Raw genomic sequence first — 15,285 nt, 5'->3', positions numbered from 1 at the left:
GATTACTGCCCGTTCTGCTCGTCCAGGACAACCTGATACAAGGCTTCGTTGCTCTGAGCGCTGCGCAGTTTTTCGCGTACATCCTTGCGATCGAGCATGCTGGCGATCTGACGCAGCAACTCCAGGTGCGCATCGGTTGCGGCTTCCGGGACAAGCAATACGAAAAGCAGGTCAACCGGGGCGCCGTCGATGGCGTCGAAATCGATCGGTGCATCAAGGTGCATCAGTGCACTGATGGGTGCTTCGCAACCCTTGAGGCGGCAATGGGGAATGGCGATGCCGTTACCAAAACCGGTGGAGCCGAGTTTTTCACGGGCAATCAATGCCTCGAAGACATCCTGCATGGCCAGATCCGGCACTTCTTTATGGATAAGGTTGGCAATTTGTTCGAGGGCTTTCTTTTTACTGCCGCCCGGCACGTTCACCAGGGAACGGCCGGGGGTCAGGATGTTTTCAAGTCGGATCATGGGTTAGGGGTGTTAACGACCGGTCGCGCCCTGGAGGAGGCTCTGGGTCTTTTCCTTATGCTTTTTGAGTTGGCGATCCAGCTTGTCGGTGAGTGAGTCGATCGCAGCGTACATATCAGTATCTTCTGCGTTGGCGACCACTTCGCTGCCGGGAATATGCAAGGTGGCTTCGATTTTCTGCTTCAGCTTTTCGACGCACATCGTGACTTGCACGTTGGTGATCTTGTCGAAATGTCGCTCCAGTCGTTGGAGTTTTTCCTCGATATAGGAACGCAGAGGTTGGGTCACTTCCAGTTGGTGTCCACTGATGTTGACTTGCATACAGCTTCTCCTTCGTTGCCAGTGCATAAAGCGGCAGGCTGGATAGCCTGCCACTGGAACGCTGTAACGTGGCTTACATCAACCGCTTGCGTTCGCTCGAAGGCGCGATCCCGAGGGATTCGCGGTACTTGGCGACGGTGCGGCGAGCCACCTGAATGCCTTGTGCTTCCAGTAAACCAGCGATCTTGCTGTCACTCAACGGCTTTTTCTGATTTTCCGCGGCAACCAGTTTTTTGATGATCGCGCGAATCGCCGTGGACGAGCATTCGCCGCCTTCAGAGGTGCTGACGTGGCTGGAGAAAAAGTATTTCAGTTCATAAATACCGCGCGGGGTATGCATGAATTTCTGCGTGGTCACCCGGGAAATCGTCGATTCGTGCATGCCCACGGCTTCGGCGATGTCATGCAGCACCAGCGGTTTCATGGCTTCGTCGCCGTACTCCAGAAAACCGCGCTGATGCTCGACGATCTGGGTGGCTACTTTCATCAGGGTTTCGTTGCGGCTCTGCAGGCTCTTGATGAACCAGCGAGCTTCCTGCAACTGATTGCGCATGAAAGTGTTGTCGGCGCTGGTGTCGGCGCGACGGACAAAACCGGCGTACTGGGCGTTGACGCGCAGGCGCGGCACCGATTCCTGGTTCAGCTCGACCAGCCAGCGCTCGTTGTCCTTGCGTACGATGACGTCAGGGACGACGTATTCGGCTTCAGTGGACTCGATCTGTGAGCCCGGACGCGGATTGAGGCTTTGCACCAGCTCGATGACCTGGCGCAACTCGTCTTCCTTGAGCTTCATGCGCCGCATCAACTGGCTGTAGTCGCGGCCGCCCAGCAGGTCGATGTAATCGCTGACCAGACGCTTGGCTTCAGCCAGCCAAGGCGTCTTGGCTGGCAGCTGGCGCAATTGCAGCAGCAGGCACTCGCCAAGGTTGCGGGCGCCGATGCCGGCCGGTTCAAACTGCTGGATGCGGTGCAGAACGGCTTCGATTTCGTCCAGTTCGATGTCCAGTTCCGGATCGAACGCTTCGAGGATTTCTTCGAGGGTTTCGTCCAGGTAGCCCTGATTGTTGATGCAGTCGATCAGGGTCACGGCGATCAGGCGATCAGTGTCGGACATCGGCGCGAGGTTCAGTTGCCACAGCAGGTGGCTTTGCAGGCTCTCGCCAGCGGAGGTGCGGGTGGTGAAGTCCCACTCGTCATCATCGCTGCTGGGCAGGCTGCTGGCGCTGGTCTGGTAAACGTCTTCCCAGGCCGTGTCGACCGGAAGCTCGTTGGGGATGCGTTCGTTCCATTCGCCGTCCTCGAGGTTGTCCACCGTCGGGGCGGTTTCCTGATAGGAGGGTTCCTGGATTTCGGTGGGTTTCTGTTCGGCGTTGTCGGCCATCGGATCGGAATTGTCGAAGTCGTCGCCTTCTTCCTGGCGTTCGAGCATCGGATTGGATTCCAGAGCCTCCTGGATTTCCTGTTGCAGATCCAGGGTCGACAATTGGAGCAGGCGGATGGCCTGTTGCAGCTGCGGTGTCATCGTCAGCTGCTGGCCCATTCTCAAGACTAGCGATGGTTTCATGGCAGGGGCTTAACACCTTATTCGCCGGCGCTATGCGCCATCCACTACAGGGCGCCGGGGCGCCAAACTTAAGCAAATTATATGCCTGAAACTGAAGTGTTTGCCTAGAGCGCTGTAACAATTAAAGCGTATTAAATCCTGCTTGAATCGAAACAGCGCCCGGGCGGCGCACCGGGCACTGTTACGCTTACAGGCGGAACTCGTGACCCAGATACACTTCCTTGACCAGATCGTTGGCCAGGATGGTTTCTGCATCGCCTTCAGCAATGAGCTGGCCATCGTTGACGATGTACGCGGTTTCGCAGATGTCCAGCGTCTCACGGACGTTGTGGTCGGTGATCAATACACCGATGCCCTTGGCCTTGAGGTGGTGGATGATCTGCTTGATGTCGCCGACCGAAATCGGGTCGACACCGGCGAACGGTTCGTCGAGCAGGATGAATTTCGGTGCCGTTGCCAGCGCGCGAGCGATTTCCACCCGGCGGCGTTCACCACCGGAAAGGCTCATGCCGAGGTTGTCGCGGATGTGGCTGATGTGGAATTCCTGCAGCAGGCTTTCCAGCTCCTTGCGGCGACCGGCCTTGTCGAGTTCCTGACGGGTCTCGAGGATGGCCATGATGTTGTCGGCCACCGACAGTTTGCGGAAGATCGACGCTTCTTGCGGCAGATAGCCGATGCCGGCCTTTGCACGGCCGTGCATTGGCTGATGGCTGACGTCCAGATCATCGATCAGTACGCGGCCCTGATCGGCCTGCACCAGGCCAACGATCATGTAGAAGCACGTGGTCTTGCCGGCACCGTTCGGGCCGAGCAGACCGACGATCTGGCCGCTGTCGATCGACAGGCTGACATCACGCACGACCTGGCGGCTTTTATAGGCCTTGGCCAGGTGCTGAGCTTTCAGAGTTGCCATTACTGGGTTTTCTCGTCGGTTTTCTTCTTCGGCTGGATCACCATGTCGATGCGCGGACGCGTCTCGGTGACCTTGCTGCCGGTAGCGCGGCCGGCGCTGGCCAGTTTCTTCACGGTGTCATAGACGATTTTCTCGCCCTGAGTGACGTTGCCGTCTTTGTCGACGACCTTGGCCTTGTCGATCAGTACGACGCGGTTTTGCTGGGCATGGTATTGAATCGTCACGCCGTAGCCTTGAACCGGTTTGGTATCGCCCTGGGTTTGCAACTGCTCGAAGTAAGCCAGGTTGCCCACGGAGGTCACTACGTCGATATCGCCATTCGGTGCGCGAGTCATGGTGACGGTGTTGCCTTTAACGATCATCGAGCCCTGGGTGATGATCACATCACCCTTATAGGTAGCGATGCCGTTCTTGTCATCCAGTTGGGCGTCGTCGGCCTGAATGCGGATAGGTTGCTGCTGATCGTTCGGCAGAGCCCAGGCGCTCACGCTTCCCAGTGCTGCGCCCAGACTGAGCAAAATAGGGAGGGTTTTAACGAGCCTCATACTGTCCTCTTACGTTCGATAGCAGGTGTATCCTGCTTTCCTTCAGGTACGCTTTCATTCCAACGCCAGTCGATACACCGCCAGCGCCGTCGATTCTAACGGGTTGCTCGGTCTGCGCATATTCCTGCTGCGGGAACACGGTCATGCGAGTGGAAGTGATCAGGATGTCACGCTTCTTTTCATCGGTGCGCGCAACGCGTACCGAGTCGATCAGTTCGACTTCGGTACCGCCTGAGTTCACTTCACCGCGCTCACTGGTCACGTGCCACGGAAATTCCGTTCCGCGATACATGTTCAGGTCGGGTTTGGTCACGAGCGTGACGTCGGTTGCCTTCACGTGCTCGGCTTTTTCGGAGGTCATTTCATACTGCACCTTGCCATCCGGCAGGTATTGCAGGGTATGCGTGTTGGTTGCATACCAGTCGATAGGTGTTTCCACCGAGGTGGCCGGTGGTTTGTCGAGAAAGCGTTCCGGGCTGATATTCCAATAGCCGACCGCTGCGAAAATCGCAGCGATGCAGCCGAACAGCAGGAAGTTACGAAATTTTTTGCTGAACATGGTTTGGCTCACAGGTACGCGGCGTTGGCCGCATCGAGGCGGCCCTGGGCGCGCAGGATCAATTCACAGAATTCGCGGGCGGCACCTTCGCCCCCGCGAGCCTGGGTAACGCCATGGGCGTGTTCGCGGACGAAATCGGCAGCGTTGGCCACGGCCATGCCCAGACCGACCCGGCGGATCACTGGCAGGTCGGGCAGGTCGTCACCGAGATAGGCGACCTGTTCATAGCTTAGGCCCAGTTGCTCAAGCAGGCCGTCGAGAACGACCAATTTGTCTTCGCGTCCCTGAAACAGGTGCGGGATGCCGAGGTTTTTCGCCCGGCGTTCGACCACTGGCGTCTTGCGGCCACTGATGATGGCGGTCTGTACGCCAGCGTTCATCAGCATCTTGATGCCCTGACCATCGAGGGTGTTGAAGGTCTTGAATTCGCTGCCGTCTTCAAGGAAGTACAGGCGACCGTCGGTGAGAACGCCGTCGACGTCGAACACCGCCAGTTTGATCGCTTTGCCGCGTTGCAGCAGATCGTTGCTCATTACATCACTCCTGCGCGCAGCAGATCGGAGAGGTTGAAGGCGCCGACCGGGCGATCATCTTCATCCACAACGACCAGTGCGTTGATTCGGTGGTCTTCCATGATTTTCAGGGCTTCGGCGGCAAGCATTTCGGGCCGGGCAGTCTTGCCGTGGGCCGTCATCACCTGGTCGATAGTGGCGCTACGGATATCAATGCTGCGATCCAGGGTCCGGCGCAAATCGCCGTCGGTGAAGATCCCGGCCAGTTTGCCATCGGCTTCGAGGATGACGGTCATGCCCAGACCTTTGCGGGTCATTTCCATCAGCGCGTCCTTGAGCAGCGTACCGCGTTGTACTTGCGGCAACTCCTGTCCGGCGTGCATGACGTTTTCCACTTTCAACAGCAGGCGACGGCCAAGGGCGCCACCCGGATGGGAAAAGGCAAAATCTTCTGCGGTAAAGCCGCGGGCTTCCAGCAGCGCCACGGCCAGCGCATCCCCCATGACCAGGGCCGCAGTGGTCGACGAGGTCGGCGCCAGGTTCAGCGGGCAAGCCTCATGCTCGACGTGAACGTTGAGATTGACCTCGGCAGCCTTGGCCAGCGGCGATTGCGGGTTGCCGGTGACGCTGATCAGCTGGATGCCCAGGCGTTTGATCAGCGGCAGCAGGGTGACGATTTCGTTGGTCGAGCCGGAGTTCGACAGAGCGAGGATCACGTCATCACGGGTGATCATGCCCATGTCGCCATGACTGGCTTCGGCCGGGTGCACGAAAAAAGCCGGGGTGCCGGTGCTGGCCAGGGTCGCGGCAATCTTGTTGCCGATGTGCCCGGATTTGCCCATGCCGACCACGACTACACGGCCTTTGCTGGCCAGAATCATCTCGCAAGCGCGTACGAAATCGGCGTCGATATGGGGCAGCAAGCCTTGTACGGCCTCCACTTCGAGTTGGATGGTGCGTTGTGCCGATTGAATCAGGTCGCTGGATTGGCTCATGTCAGAAATCGTATAGCCCGATGAAAAGGCGGCGATTATAGCGGTTATGTTGCAAAGCCTCACGCAAGTTCGTCGTGCTTTGTCATTCCTCGTTACCAAAACCCGGAAAAATACCCCGCAGACCTGTCATATCGCCGAATACCGGCAGGCACAAGCCTTGGGCGCTTGGCCTTTGCAGTGATATAGTTCGCCGCCAGTTCGGCCTGCCCGGGATGTACGTGCTTTTTAAATAAAGCCAGGCGTCCGAGTGAGAGGCTGCATCGCAAGGAGTTTAGATGAGTGCCGATAACGCCTACGCGGTCGAGCTGAAGGGAGTCTCCTTCAAGCGCGGTGCGCGCAGCATTTTCAATAACGTCGATATTCGCATCCCGCGCGGCAAGGTCACCGGTATCATGGGACCTTCCGGGTGCGGCAAGACCACGCTGTTGCGGTTGATGGGCGCCCAGTTGCGCCCGGCCAGCGGCGAAGTCTGGGTCAACGGTCAGAACCTGCCGGCGCTGTCGCGCAGCGATCTGTTCGATGCGCGCAAGCACATGGGTGTGCTGTTTCAGAGCGGTGCGCTGTTCACCGATCTCGATGTCTTCGAGAACGTCGCCTTTCCCCTGCGCGTTCATACCGAGTTGCCGGAAGAAATGATCCGCGACATCGTCCTGCTCAAATTGCAGGCGGTAGGTTTGCGCGGTGCCATCGAGCTGATGCCGGACGAGCTGTCCGGCGGCATGAAGCGTCGCGTGGCGCTGGCCCGGGCCATTGCGCTGGATCCGCAGATCCTCATGTACGACGAGCCGTTCGTCGGCCAGGACCCGATCGCCATGGGCGTGCTGGTGCGCCTGATCCGCCTGCTTAACGATGCGCTGGGGATCACCAGTATCGTCGTCTCCCATGATCTGGCCGAAACCGCGAGCATCGCCGACTACATCTATGTGGTGGGTGATGGTCAGGTATTGGGGCAGGGCACGCCGGACGAATTGATGAATTCGGACGAGCCGCGTATCCGTCAGTTCATGACCGGCGATCCCGATGGTCCGGTGCCGTACCATTTTCCAGCGACGGATTACCGCGCAGATCTTCTGAGGAAGCGCTGATGCGCAGAATTTCATTAATAGAACGCGTGCGCCGGTTCGGCGAAGCGGCGATCGATGCCGTTGCGGTGTTTGGTCGGGCCACGTTGTTCCTGTTTCATGCCCTGCTGGGGCGTGGCGGGATCAGTGGCGGGTTCGGTCTGCTGGTCAAGCAGTTGCATTCGGTCGGCGTCATGTCGCTGGTGATCATCGTGGTCTCCGGTATCTTTATCGGCATGGTGCTGGCGTTGCAGGGCTTCAGCATTCTGTCGAGCTACGGTTCGGAGCAGGCGGTGGGGCAGATGGTTGCGCTGACGCTGCTGCGTGAGCTCGGCCCGGTGGTGACAGCGCTGTTGTTCGCCGGTCGTGCCGGTTCGGCGCTGACCGCAGAAATCGGCAACATGAAGTCCACCGAACAGCTTTCCAGCCTGGAAATGATCGGTGTCGATCCGCTCAAATACATTATTGCCCCGCGCCTATGGGCCGGTTTCATTTCTCTGCCGGTGCTGGCGATGATTTTCAGCGTGGTGGGTATCTGGGGCGGTTCGTGGGTGGCTGTCGACTGGCTGGGTGTGTATGAAGGCTCTTATTGGGCGAACATGCAGAACAGCGTTAATTTCACCAGTGATGTGGTCAATGGCGTGATCAAAAGTATTGTTTTCGCCTTTGTCGTGACCTGGATTGCCGTATTCCAAGGCTATGACTGTGAGCCCACTTCCGAGGGCATCAGTCGAGCCACCACCAAGACCGTGGTGTTTGCCTCGCTGGCAGTGCTCGGCCTGGACTTTATTCTGACTGCTTTGATGTTTGGAGATTTCTGATGCAAAACCGCACCCTGGAAATCGGTGTCGGCCTGTTCCTGCTGGCAGGGATACTGGCTTTGTTGCTGCTTGCCTTGCGCGTCAGTGGCCTGTCTCCGACGTCGACCACCGATACCTATAAACTCTACGCCTACTTCGACAATATCGCTGGTTTGACGGTCAGAGCCAAAGTGACCATGGCCGGTGTAACCATCGGCAAGGTCACGGCCATCGATCTGGATCGCGACAGCTTCACCGGTCGGGTGACCCTGCAAGTGGACAAAAAAGTCGACAATCTGCCGACCGACTCCACAGCGTCTATCCTGACCGCTGGTCTGCTGGGCGAGAAGTACATCGGTATCAGCGTCGGTGGGGAAGACAAGCCGCTGAAGGATGGCGGAACCATTCACGACACGCAGTCGTCTCTGGTACTGGAAGACCTGATAGGTAAATTCCTGCTCAATACCGTTAGCAAAGACGCCAAATGAGGAGCTTTTGAATGATCTCTACCTTGCGACGTGGCCTGTTGGTGTTGCTCGCGGCATTGCCGCTGATGGCTAACGCTGCGACTCAATCCGCGCATGATCTGGTTCAGGACACCACCAACCGGATGCTTGCCGACCTGTCGGCCAACAAAGAGAAGTACAAGCAGGATCCGCAGGATTTCTACACTGCTCTGAACACCATCGTAGGTCCGGTGGTAGATGCTGAAGGCATTTCCAAAAGCATCATGACGGTCAAATATTCGCGCAAGGCCACGCCGGCGCAGATGCAGACCTTCCAGGAAAACTTCAAGAAAGGCCTGTTCCAGTTCTATGGCAATGCCTTGCTTGAGTACAACAACCAGGGAATCACCGTTGATCCTGCCAAGGATGAGTCGGGCGACCGCACCAGTGTCGGCATGACCGTCAGAGGCAGCAACGGCGCGATCTATCCTGTGCAGTACACGCTGGAGAAGATCAACGGCGAGTGGAAGCTGCGCAACGTGATCATCAACGGCATCAACATCGGCAAGCTGTTCCGTGACCAGTTCGCTGACGCGATGCAGCGTAACGGCAATGATCTGGACAAGACCATCAACAACTGGGCAGGTGAAGTGGCCAAGGCCAAGCAAACCACCGAGCAAGCAGCCGAGAAGCCGGCGCAATGAATGAGGCGGCAGTTCGTATGAGTGATGTCGACGAGCTCCAGCTCAGCGGAGTGCTGGACTATCGCACCGGCCCTGACTTGCGCAAGGAAGGTCAGGCGCTGATCAAGTCCAGCAAGGCGTCTTCGCTGATCATCGATTGCTCGGCCGTAAAGAAGTCCAGCAGCGTTGGCTTGTCCCTGTTGCTGTGCTTCATGCGCGATGCCAAAGAGGCCGGCAAGGCCGTCAGCATCCGCGCGATGCCCGAAGACATGCGCGAAATTGCTCAGGTCAGTGAACTGACCGAACTGTTGGCGCACCCCTGAACCCACATCATAAAGAAGCCCCCCGTCAGAGTCCTGCCATGCGGGGTTCGCAGGCGCGGGGCTTTTTTGTATGATGTCCGACCCGTGCGCACAGGGCGCCGATTGAGGTTGAGCATGCAGGCCGTAGAAGTGAAGAGCTTCCTTGAAGGAAAGCTGCCCGGAACGTTGGTAGAAGTTGAGGGCGAAGGCTGCAATTTCCAGCTGAACGTGATTAGCGATGAACTGGCGGCGTTGAGCCCGGTGAAGCGTCAGCAGCAGATCTATGCCCATTTGAACCCATGGATCACCGATGGCAGCATCCATGCGGTCACTATGAAATTTTTCAGCAGCGCGGCCTGGGCCGAGCGCACCTGAGCCTAAGGGCGTCGAGATTCTTATGGATAAATTGATTATTACCGGTGGCGCTCGTCTTGATGGCGAGATCCGCATTTCCGGCGCAAAAAACTCCGCCCTGCCGATCCTGGCGGCCACGCTGCTGTGCGATGGCCCGGTGACCGTTGGCAACCTGCCGCACCTGCACGACATCACCACCATGATCGAGCTGTTCGGTCGCATGGGCATTGAGCCGGTGATCGACGAGAAACTCAGCGTCGAAATCGACCCGCGCACCATCAAGACCCTGATCGCTCCGTACGAACTGGTGAAAACCATGCGTGCGTCGATCCTGGTACTGGGCCCGATGGTTGCCCGTTTCGGTGAAGCCGAAGTCGCACTGCCTGGCGGTTGCGCCATCGGTTCGCGTCCGGTTGACCTGCACATCCGTGGTCTCGAAGCCATGGGTGCGGTGATTGACGTCGAAGGCGGTTACATCAAAGCCAAGGCGCCTGAAGGTGGCCTGCGCGGTGCAAGCTTCTTCTTCGATACCGTCAGTGTGACCGGTACCGAGAACATCATGATGGCCGCTGCTCTGGCCAAGGGCCGCAGCGTGTTGCAGAACGCCGCTCGCGAACCTGAAGTGGTTGACCTGGCGAACTTCCTCAACGCCATGGGCGCCAAGGTTTCCGGCGCTGGCACCGACACCATCACCATCGATGGCGTCGAGCGTCTGGGTTCGGCTTTCTATAAGGTCATGCCTGACCGTATCGAAACCGGCACCTACCTGGTCGCCGCTGCCGTGACCGGTGGCCGCGTCAAGGTCAAGGACACCGATCCGACCATCCTCGAAGCCGTGCTGGAAAAGCTTCGTGAAGCCGGTGCAGAAATCACCTGCGGTGAAGACTGGATCGAGCTGAACATGCACGGCAAACGTCCGAAAGCGGTCAACGTGCGCACTGCGCCGTACCCGGCTTTCCCGACTGACATGCAGGCGCAGTTCATCTCGCTCAACGCCATTGCCGAAGGCACCGGTGCGGTGATCGAGACGATCTTCGAAAACCGTTTCATGCACGTGTACGAACTGCACCGCATGGGCGCCAAGATCCAGGTTGAAGGCAACACTGCCATCGTTACCGGGACCGAAGTCCTCAAGGGCGCGCCAGTCATGGCCACCGACCTGCGTGCTTCGGCCAGCCTGGTGATCTCGGCACTGGTTGCCGAAGGCGATACCCTGATCGACCGCATCTACCACATCGACCGTGGTTACGAGTGCATCGAAGAAAAACTGCAGATGCTGGGCGCCAAGATCCGTCGCGTCCCGGGCTGATTGCTGCATTGGGACACAGGGATGTGTCCACTGAATTCGTTTTGAGTCGAGCCGGTTTCCGGCGCGATGTGTGTCCGGCGCCGATTGCGACCGGACATGAGTACCTTGATAAGGACTGACGTTTCCCATGTTGACCATCGCACTGTCCAAGGGCCGCATCCTTGACGACACCCTGCCGCTTCTTGCTGAAGCGGGCATCGTGCCGACCGAGAATCCGGACAAGAGCCGCAAGCTGATCATCCCCACGACGCAGGACGACGTTCGTCTGCTGATCGTGCGCGCCACCGATGTGCCGACTTACGTTGAGCATGGCGCGGCTGACCTCGGCGTTGCCGGTAAAGACGTGTTGATGGAATACACCGGCCAGGGCCTGTACGAGCCACTGGATCTGCAGATCGCCCAGTGCAAGCTGATGACCGCCGGCAAGATCGGCGCGCCTGAGCCCAAGGGCCGTCTGCGCGTGGCGACCAAGTTCGTCAACGTCGCCAAGCGTTACTACGCCGAGCAGGGCCGTCAGGTCGACATCATCAAACTGTATGGCTCGATGGAACTGGCGCCGCTGATCGGTCTCGCTGACAAGATCATCGACGTGGTCGACACCGGCAACACCCTGCGCGCCAACGGTCTGGAACCTCAGGAACTGATCGCCACGATCAGCTCGCGCCTGGTGGTCAACAAGGCTTCGATGAAAATGCAACACGCCCGAATCCAGGCGTTGATCGATACCCTGCGCAATGCAGTGGAATCGCGACACCGCGGCTGATTCACCCGCGCGACGTTAAGTCGCGCCCGTCTATCCGCCTCATAGCCAGAATTCTCAGGTGCCCAAGCGGAAACGACTGCTAAGTTAGGGCGCCTGAGTTTTTGCCATTCCTATGAGGCTCTCGCTATGACCGCACCGACTGCAATTCGCCGACTCAACGCTGCTGACCCGGATTTCGCGCATCATCTGGATCATCTGCTGAGCTGGGAAAGTGTGTCTGACGACTCGGTCAATCAGCGCGTGCTGGACATCATCAAGGCTGTGCGTGAGCGCGGCGACGCGGCGCTGGTCGAGTTCACCCAGAAGTTCGACGGCCTCGAAGTCGCTTCGATGGCCGACCTGATCCTGCCGCGCGAGCGCCTGGAACTGGCGCTGACGCGCATCACCGTGGCACAGCGCGAAGCACTGGAAAAAGCCGCCGCCCGCGTGCGCAGCTACCACGAAAAACAGAAGCAGGATTCCTGGAGCTACACCGAAGCCGACGGCACCGTACTCGGCCAGAAGGTCACGCCGCTGGATCGCGCCGGCCTGTATGTGCCGGGCGGCAAGGCGTCGTACCCGTCGTCGGTGTTGATGAACGCGATTCCGGCCAAGGTCGCCGGTGTGACCGAAGTGGTCATGGTTGTGCCGACCCCGCGCGGTGAAATCAACGAGCTTGTGCTGGCGGCGGCGTGCATCGCCGGCGTTGACCGCGTGTTCACCATCGGTGGTGCGCAAGCTGTCGCGGCTCTGGCCTACGGCACCGAAAGCGTGCCGAAAGTCGATAAGGTGGTTGGCCCGGGCAACATCTATGTCGCCACCGCCAAGCGCCACGTGTTCGGTCAGGTCGGCATCGACATGATCGCCGGCCCTTCGGAAATCCTCGTGGTGTGCGATGGCCAGACCGATCCGGACTGGATCGCCATGGACCTGTTCTCGCAAGCCGAGCACGACGAAGACGCGCAGGCGATTCTGGTCAGCCCGGACGCCGAGTTCCTCGACAAGGTCGCCGCGAGCATCGATAAATTGCTGCCGACCATGGACCGCGCGACCATCATCGAAACCTCGATCAATGGCCGCGGTGCGCTGATTCACGTGAAGGACATGGCGCAAGCGATCGAAGTCGCCAACCGCATTGCCCCGGAACACTTGGAGCTTTCGGTCGCTGACCCGCAAGCGTGGCTGCCGCAGATCCGCCACGCTGGCGCGATCTTCATGGGCCGTCACACCTCGGAAGCACTGGGCGACTATTGCGCAGGCCCGAACCACGTATTGCCGACTTCCGGTACCGCACGATTCTCCTCGCCGCTGGGTGTGTATGACTTCCAGAAGCGTTCGTCGATCATCTTCTGCTCTGAAGCCGGCGCTTCCGAGCTGGGCAAGACTGCATCGGTACTGGCCCGTGGCGAATCGCTGAGCGCGCACGCGCGCAGCGCCGAATACCGCATCAAAGACGAACAGAAGGGGAACTGAAAAATGAGTAAATTCTGGAGCCCGTTCGTCAAGGATCTGGTGCCGTACGTGCCGGGTGAACAGCCGAAGCTGACCAAACTGGTCAAGCTCAACACCAATGAAAACCCCTACGGCCCATCGCCAAAAGCCTTGGCGGCGATGCAAGTCGAACTCAACGACAACCTGCGTCTGTACCCGGATCCGAACAGTGATCTGCTGAAAACTGCGGTCGCCAACTATTACGGCGTGCAGAGCAATCAGGTCTTTCTGGGCAACGGTTCGGACGAAGTGCTCGCGCATATTTTCCACGGTTTGCTGCAACACGATCAGCCGCTGCTGTTCCCGGACATCAGCTACAGCTTCTATCCGGTTTACTGCGGTTTGTACGGTATCGAGTTTGATGCGGTGCCGCTGGACGCGCAGTTCCAGATCAATCCGGCCGACTACGTCAAGCCGAACGGCGGGATCATCTTCCCGAATCCGAATGCTCCGACCGGTTGCCTGTTGGCGCTGGACGCGGTTGAGCAGATCCTCAAGGCCAGCCCGGATTCGGTGGTCGTGGTGGACGAGGCTTACATCGACTTTGGTGGCGAGACAGCGATCAGTCTGGTGGACCGTTATCCGAACCTGCTGGTGACGCAGACTTTGTCAAAATCACGTTCTCTGGCGGGTTTGCGCGTTGGTTTCGCGGTCGGCCATCCCGATCTCATCGAGGCGCTGGAGCGGATCAAGAACAGCTTCAACTCTTATCCACTGGATCGTCTGGCGATTGTCGGTGCGGCAGCGGCGTTCGAAGATCGTGAGTATTTCGACAAGACCTGCCGCCTGGTCATCGAGAGCCGGGAGTGGGTGATTGCGCAGTTGCAGGCCAAAGGATTTGAAGTGCTGCCGTCGGCGGCGAACTTCATTTTCGCCCGGCATCCGCAGCATGATGCGGCGGGGCTGGCGGCCAAACTGCGCGAGCAGGGTGTGATCGTGCGCCACTTCAAGCAGGAGCGGATTGCGCAGTTCCTGCGGATTTCGATTGGCACGCCGGAGCAGAATCAGGCGTTGATCGAGGGGCTTGGCGATCTATAAAAGCAAAAGCCCCTCACCCTAGCCCTCTCCCAGAGGGAGAGGGGACTGATTGGGGGATATTGCAGAGTAACGCCGATGTGAAAGTGCTGTACCGAATCCATAATCGACTCGGTCTTTCAGGTCGATGTACTTCGCAAGACAACTCGGTCGACCCCCTCTCCCAGAGGGAGAGGGGACTGATTGGGGGATATTGCAGAGTAACGCCGACGTGAAAGTGCTGTACCGAATCCATAATCGACTCGGTCTTTCAGGTCGATGTACTTCGCAAGACAACTCGGTCGACCCCCTCTCCCAGAGGGAGAGGGGGCTGATTGAGGGATATTGCAGAGTAACGCCGACGTGAAAGTGCTGTACCGAATCCATAATCGACTCGGTCTTTCAGGTCGATCTACTTCGCCCGACAACTCGGTCGGCCCCCTCTCCCTCGGGGAGAGGGCTGGGGTGAGGGTTCGCTTTTACTCGTGATGCGGCTCGCCGAGGAACGTCAGTGAGGTGAACAAGCCGCGACTATTCACATCAATACTGTCCTTCACCGGCACTTCAACCTGCGCCGCAATCACATTCAACCCTTCATTCCTAACCAACACCTGCGCCCGACCATCCTTGTCAGTCTCGGTACTCAACGTGTTCGGCGCACTGCGGTAATCGCCAATCAACTTCACCCCCGCCGCCGGTTTGCCATCGAGCAACACCCGCACTGGCAATGACTTGCCCGGCCCAACGCTCAACGGGTCGACCTCCGGCAAAATCAGCAACTTGATCTGATCGAGCTTGGGCAATTTCGCCCCTGGCTGATAAATTGCCAGGCTGTATTTAAACGTCTCGGTTGCCTCAATGGCGCCCGGCACTTTGCTGCGACCTTGGTTGATCCACTTCTTGTCAGCCGTTTGCGACCACATGCCATTGTTCAGCGCCACCGCCATCACCGCAGGCGACTTCAGCGGCTTCAAACGTGCGTGATCAGCCAGACGTTCAACGCTGACCGGAATCATCTTGCCGCCCGCATCGTAGGCCCATGCGCCGCTGATTTTCTGTGCCTTGAACGCATTGTCCTCAGCGCCGTGACCGTAGACCACTTCGATATTGCCGCGGCGTTGTTCCGTCCACAGGCCATGAGCCGAGACCTGGCCTGCGAACAGCGCGGCGATGAGCACAAAGGTTTTGCCGAATTGCATGGTGACGT

19 protein-coding genes are annotated in these 15,285 nt (G+C 58.6%); 10 read left to right on the top strand and 9 right to left on the bottom strand.

Translation table 11 applies throughout. The features are described 5' to 3' along the window. Positions 1-2: 2 nt before the first annotated feature. From ptsN to HUW52_RS26895, 8 genes are all read right to left on the bottom strand, one after another. Entirely contained in the window at positions 3-467 is a 465-nt protein-coding gene (gene ptsN, locus HUW52_RS26930; RefSeq protein WP_016984156.1) for a PTS IIA-like nitrogen regulatory protein PtsN, read from the bottom strand. 12 nt (positions 468-479) lie between these two features. Continuing rightward, positions 480-788 (bottom strand): ribosome hibernation-promoting factor, HPF/YfiA family, encoded by a 309-nt coding sequence (gene hpf / locus HUW52_RS26925; protein ID WP_007912419.1) that lies wholly within the window; start codon positions 786-788, stop codon positions 480-482. Positions 789-861: 73 nt separating this feature from the next. Continuing rightward, positions 862-2,352, bottom strand: a complete 1,491-nt coding sequence (locus tag HUW52_RS26920) for an RNA polymerase factor sigma-54 (RefSeq protein WP_016984155.1) — start codon at positions 2,350-2,352, stop codon at positions 862-864. Between the two features lie 187 nt (positions 2,353-2,539). Continuing rightward, a complete protein-coding gene (lptB, locus tag HUW52_RS26915) occupies positions 2,540-3,265 on the bottom strand; it encodes an LPS export ABC transporter ATP-binding protein (RefSeq protein ID WP_008085069.1) in 726 nt (241 codons plus the stop codon). Next, a complete protein-coding gene (gene lptA / locus HUW52_RS26910) occupies positions 3,265-3,810 on the bottom strand; it encodes a lipopolysaccharide transport periplasmic protein LptA (protein WP_016984154.1) in 546 nt (181 codons plus the stop codon). The genes lptB and lptA overlap by 1 nt, the downstream gene beginning before the upstream one ends. Continuing rightward, positions 3,797-4,369 carry an LPS export ABC transporter periplasmic protein LptC gene (gene lptC, locus HUW52_RS26905; RefSeq protein ID WP_016984153.1) on the bottom strand — a complete coding sequence of 191 codons (573 nt, stop codon included), beginning with the start codon at positions 4,367-4,369 and terminating at the stop codon, positions 3,797-3,799. The genes lptA and lptC overlap by 14 nt, the downstream gene beginning before the upstream one ends. Positions 4,370-4,377: 8 nt before the next feature. Continuing rightward, positions 4,378-4,902 carry an HAD family hydrolase gene (locus tag HUW52_RS26900; protein ID WP_016984152.1) on the bottom strand — a complete coding sequence of 175 codons (525 nt, stop codon included), beginning with the start codon at positions 4,900-4,902 and terminating at the stop codon, positions 4,378-4,380. Beyond that, on the bottom strand, positions 4,902-5,876 hold the full coding sequence (locus tag HUW52_RS26895; protein ID WP_175555334.1) for a KpsF/GutQ family sugar-phosphate isomerase: 975 nt from the start codon (positions 5,874-5,876) through the stop codon (positions 4,902-4,904). The genes HUW52_RS26900 and HUW52_RS26895 overlap by 1 nt, the downstream gene beginning before the upstream one ends. Positions 5,877-6,151: 275 nt before the next feature. Here HUW52_RS26895 and HUW52_RS26890 point away from each other — a divergent pair, with 275 nt between their 5' ends. The 10 genes from HUW52_RS26890 to hisC all read left to right on the top strand — a co-directional run bounded on the left by HUW52_RS26890 (position 6,152) and on the right by hisC (position 14,102). After that, positions 6,152-6,961 (top strand): ATP-binding cassette domain-containing protein, encoded by an 810-nt coding sequence (locus HUW52_RS26890; RefSeq protein WP_175555333.1) that lies wholly within the window; start codon positions 6,152-6,154, stop codon positions 6,959-6,961. Beyond that, positions 6,961-7,758 (top strand): lipid asymmetry maintenance ABC transporter permease subunit MlaE, encoded by a 798-nt coding sequence (gene mlaE, locus HUW52_RS26885; protein WP_175555332.1) that lies wholly within the window; start codon positions 6,961-6,963, stop codon positions 7,756-7,758. Before HUW52_RS26890 ends, mlaE begins: the two co-directional genes overlap by 1 nt. After that, positions 7,758-8,225, top strand: coding sequence for an outer membrane lipid asymmetry maintenance protein MlaD (gene mlaD, locus HUW52_RS26880; protein ID WP_007912400.1), 468 nt, complete (start codon positions 7,758-7,760; stop codon positions 8,223-8,225). The genes mlaE and mlaD overlap by 1 nt, the downstream gene beginning before the upstream one ends. Positions 8,226-8,236: 11 nt before the next feature. Next, positions 8,237-8,887, top strand: coding sequence for a phospholipid-binding protein MlaC (locus tag HUW52_RS26875; RefSeq protein WP_016984149.1), 651 nt, complete (start codon positions 8,237-8,239; stop codon positions 8,885-8,887). After that, a complete protein-coding gene (locus HUW52_RS26870) occupies positions 8,884-9,189 on the top strand; it encodes a lipid asymmetry maintenance protein MlaB (RefSeq protein WP_016984148.1) in 306 nt (101 codons plus the stop codon). Before HUW52_RS26875 ends, HUW52_RS26870 begins: the two co-directional genes overlap by 4 nt. Positions 9,190-9,303: 114 nt before the next feature. After that, positions 9,304-9,543 (top strand): BolA family protein, encoded by a 240-nt coding sequence (locus tag HUW52_RS26865; RefSeq protein ID WP_007912386.1) that lies wholly within the window; start codon positions 9,304-9,306, stop codon positions 9,541-9,543. A 22-nt stretch (positions 9,544-9,565) separates the two neighbouring features. After that, positions 9,566-10,831, top strand: coding sequence for a UDP-N-acetylglucosamine 1-carboxyvinyltransferase (gene murA, locus HUW52_RS26860; protein ID WP_016984147.1), 1,266 nt, complete (start codon positions 9,566-9,568; stop codon positions 10,829-10,831). A gap of 127 nt (positions 10,832-10,958) precedes the next feature. Further along, on the top strand, positions 10,959-11,594 hold the full coding sequence (hisG, locus tag HUW52_RS26855; RefSeq protein ID WP_007912384.1) for an ATP phosphoribosyltransferase: 636 nt from the start codon (positions 10,959-10,961) through the stop codon (positions 11,592-11,594). A gap of 126 nt (positions 11,595-11,720) precedes the next feature. Further along, positions 11,721-13,046: a histidinol dehydrogenase gene (gene hisD, locus HUW52_RS26850; RefSeq protein ID WP_175555331.1), complete on the top strand. Its 1,326-nt coding sequence runs from the start codon at positions 11,721-11,723 to the stop codon at positions 13,044-13,046. Positions 13,047-13,049: 3 nt separating this feature from the next. Further along, on the top strand, positions 13,050-14,102 hold the full coding sequence (hisC, locus tag HUW52_RS26845; RefSeq protein WP_175555330.1) for a histidinol-phosphate transaminase: 1,053 nt from the start codon (positions 13,050-13,052) through the stop codon (positions 14,100-14,102). A gap of 455 nt (positions 14,103-14,557) precedes the next feature. Here the strand turns inward: hisC and HUW52_RS26840 are convergent, their stop codons facing one another. Beyond that, complete coding sequence (locus tag HUW52_RS26840) at positions 14,558-15,277, bottom strand: DUF4198 domain-containing protein (RefSeq protein ID WP_175555329.1); 720 nt, start codon at positions 15,275-15,277, stop codon at positions 14,558-14,560. Between the last annotated feature and the right edge of the window lie 8 nt (positions 15,278-15,285).

Origin of the sequence: Pseudomonas sp. 43A, from assembly GCF_013363935.1 — a bacterium.
GTDB classification, from domain to species: Bacteria; Pseudomonadota; Gammaproteobacteria; order Pseudomonadales; family Pseudomonadaceae; genus Aquipseudomonas; species Aquipseudomonas crudilactis.
Note: the sequence above shows the minus strand (reverse complement) of the source record. Positions and strands in the feature narration are given on the sequence as shown.